3 protein-coding genes and 1 pseudogene are annotated in these 2,717 nt (G+C 64.7%); all 4 read right to left on the bottom strand.

The window, feature by feature from the left end:
* Positions 1 to 596: 596 nt before the first annotated feature.
* Complete coding sequence (locus tag FXV83_RS38620) at positions 597 to 1,796, bottom strand: IS91 family transposase (RefSeq protein WP_148745208.1); 1,200 nt, start codon at positions 1,794 to 1,796, stop codon at positions 597 to 599.
* 12 nt (positions 1,797 to 1,808) lie between these two features.
* Positions 1,809 to 2,030: pseudogene (locus FXV83_RS44610) on the bottom strand (tyrosine-type recombinase/integrase); the annotation flags it as partial.
* Positions 1,961 to 2,161 carry a phage integrase N-terminal SAM-like domain-containing protein gene (locus tag FXV83_RS44605; RefSeq protein ID WP_430648976.1) on the bottom strand — a complete coding sequence of 67 codons (201 nt, stop codon included), beginning with the start codon at positions 2,159 to 2,161 and terminating at the stop codon, positions 1,961 to 1,963. The pseudogene FXV83_RS44610 and the gene FXV83_RS44605, both read right to left, overlap by 70 nt.
* Positions 2,162 to 2,327: 166 nt before the next feature.
* Positions 2,328 to 2,717, bottom strand: a 390-nt coding sequence (locus FXV83_RS38610) for an IS66 family transposase (RefSeq protein WP_148745206.1), incomplete at its 5' end; no start/stop codon positions are given.

Genomic DNA, 2,717 nt, shown 5'->3' with positions numbered 1-2,717 from the left:
TGAAAGGAGAGGCCCCCACAGTAGCAATCCACAGTGCCTCGAACAGCGCCGAATGACCTTTGTACGTCGCGGCGACAATTATGATGGCTCGGACTGCGCCTTCGCCGTCAAGCCCCGCGCCTTCGGCGCGCCGCAAGCGGCTTTGGGGCTTGACCGCTCAGCGCAGCCGAGCAAGGGGCTGTCCATGCCGCAAATGCAATCTGGTGACGTGACAAAATGACTCAACAGCACCGACACTCTCTACTTGACACCAATAGGCCCCATACAAGGGTTTCGGATGCCGGCCCAATGGTTGGCGGTGCCGCAAGCCGTGAGGGCCGGCGTCCGAAAGCCTCCAAGGGAGGAAACCGCGCACGTAGGTGGGGCGGCGTGGGGCTAAGGGGATTTCAGCGCCGCGGATACGGTGTGTGATCGGAGTCGAGGCGATCCAGCAATCTGGCCGACGGTGAAGCGGCTCATGCATGAGCGCTGGATCGGGTCGAACGCGGTGAATTCCCGGACGATTTGAGACGACGGCTGGATGTCCGAGCGAGCTCTGCTGTGGCCGGTCGAGAGGCAGCGCGCGCGATGAGCTGTTTTGCGGGATTGTGACGCGGTCATGAGGTGTCGATCCTGATGACGATTGGTGGAGCTGTTGGCCGATGCTGTGGCGTGGCACCGCGCTCGAACACCTCGATAACGATCATGCGACCGCCGCAGCATGGGCAGCTCGGCTTGGTTTGATCGGCGGCGGCACCGGTGGGCTGGCCTTCAGATTTTGCAGCGGCGAGCAGCTCACGCGCGCGGGCGATGTTGTCGGCGCGCGTGCCGCTGGCCAACAGGCCGTAGTGGCGGATGCGGTGGAAGCCTTGCGGTAGGACGTGGATGAGGAAGCGGCGGATGAACTCGCCGCTTGAGAGTGTCATGAGCTTCTGGCGGTCGCGACCCTCGGCGCGATAGTCCTTCCACCTGAAAGTGACGCCTTGCTCATCAAAGGCGATCAGGCGGCTGTTGGCGATGGCGACGCGGTGGGTATAGCGCGACAGATAGGCCAGCACGGCCTGTGGTCCGCCGAACGGCCGCTTTGCGTAGACGACCCACTCGGCCGTGCGCAGCGGCGCGAGATAGGCTGCAAAGGACTGCGTGTCGGCGAGAGCGGCATGATCGCCGAAGAAGCTCAGGCGCCCGGCTTGGTGGGCAGCGACGAGCTTCTCCGGGAATAGCCGCCGGAACAGGCGCGAGAGCACGCGCACGGGGAGGAAGAATCCGGGCCGGCAGGATACCCAGCGCTGGCCGTCGGGCGAGAAGCCGCCGCCGGGCACGATCATGTGGACGTGCGGGTGATGGGTCATGGCCGAGCCCCAGGTGTGGAGAACCGAGGTGATGTCGACGCGGGCGCCGAGGTGCTTCGGATCGGCGGCGATCGTCAGCATGGTCTCGGCCGAGGCCTTGAACAAGAGATCGTAGACGACGGCCTTGTTCTGGCAGGCGATGGCGGCGATGGCCGCGGGCAGCGTGAACACGATGTGATAGTACGGCACCGGCAACAACTCGGATTCCCGATCGGCGAGCCATTCCTTCGCTGCGGCACCTTGGCACTTCGGGCAGTGCCGGTTGCGGCAGGAGTTGTAGGCGATGCTCGTATAAGCGCAGTCCGTGCAGCGCGCGACATGGCCGCCAAGGGCTGCCGTGCGGCAACGCTCGATCGCCGACATCACCTTCAACTGGTCGAGGCTGACATGGCCGGCATGGGCTTGACGCCAGGCCGGGCCATGGCTGCGGAAGATATCCGCAACCTCCAGCGCCGGGCGCGACACGCGAGCCGCGCGTCAGGCAGGCGGCTCGGCCTTGGGCTCGTTCGTCTTGGGAAGCAGCGGCGTGAGACGGTCCAAGGGGCTCATGACGTCGCGGATCGTCTTGGTCGCAACCCGGGTGTAGAGCGCCGTGGTCTCGAGCTTGGCGTGGCCGAGCAGGACCTGGATCACCCGAATGTCGATGTTCTGTTCGAGCAGGTGGCGTTGATCTTCGGCGTGCCCGCGCCACACGATGCCAGATGCAGCCGGAAGCCGCGCACATCCTCTGCTTTGGCCGCGTCGGGAGAGCGGCCGAGAAACGCGGCGAACTCCTTGACCCCTTGCACGTAGTCATGTTGGGTCTTCGGCGCGAACTTGCGGATCGACATGTCTTCGATCATGCGCCGGCGTAACGGGCTCACGGCCTGGTCGGTCATGGAGGTGCTCCTGTCTTGAGTGAGGTTTGCAGTTCCTCGATCGCACGCATACGACGAAGACCGCCTGATTGACGCATGCGCGCGGGCACGGCGAGCTCTATGATGGCTTGCGTGAAGGTCAGGCGGCCTGCTGACCGGCGGGCTTGTCGGCTTGGCGCAGGAGCTTCCATTCCCAGGGCAGCAGTTCGTGCAGACGCGACGCGGGAAGATCGGCGATACGGGCGAGGACGTCGGCGAGCCAGGCCTTGGGATCGACGTCGTTGAGGCGACAAGTCGTGATCATCGTCAGCATGATGGCGGCACGGTCGGCACCGCGCTGGCTGCCGGCGAAGGTCCAGTTGCGCCTTCCCAATGCGATGCCCCTCAATGCGCGCTCAGCGCAATTGTTGGTCAAGCAGATCCTGCCATCGTCGAGGAAGCGGGCGAAGTCATCCCAGCGCCTGCGCATGTAATTCATAGGCTTCAGGACCTCGGAGGAGCGCGAGAGGGTTTCGCGCTCACGCAGCAA

Origin of the sequence: Bradyrhizobium hipponense, from assembly GCF_008123965.1 — a bacterium.
GTDB lineage: Bacteria > Pseudomonadota > Alphaproteobacteria > Rhizobiales > Xanthobacteraceae > Bradyrhizobium > Bradyrhizobium hipponense.
This window is presented reverse-complemented; position numbering and strand designations above follow the sequence as displayed.

Coding starts and splice junctions, on each gene's coding strand:
- FXV83_RS44605 (WP_430648976.1), bottom strand. CDS start 2,161: ATGTCGATCCGCAAGTTCGCGCCGAAGACCCAACATGACTACGTGCAA.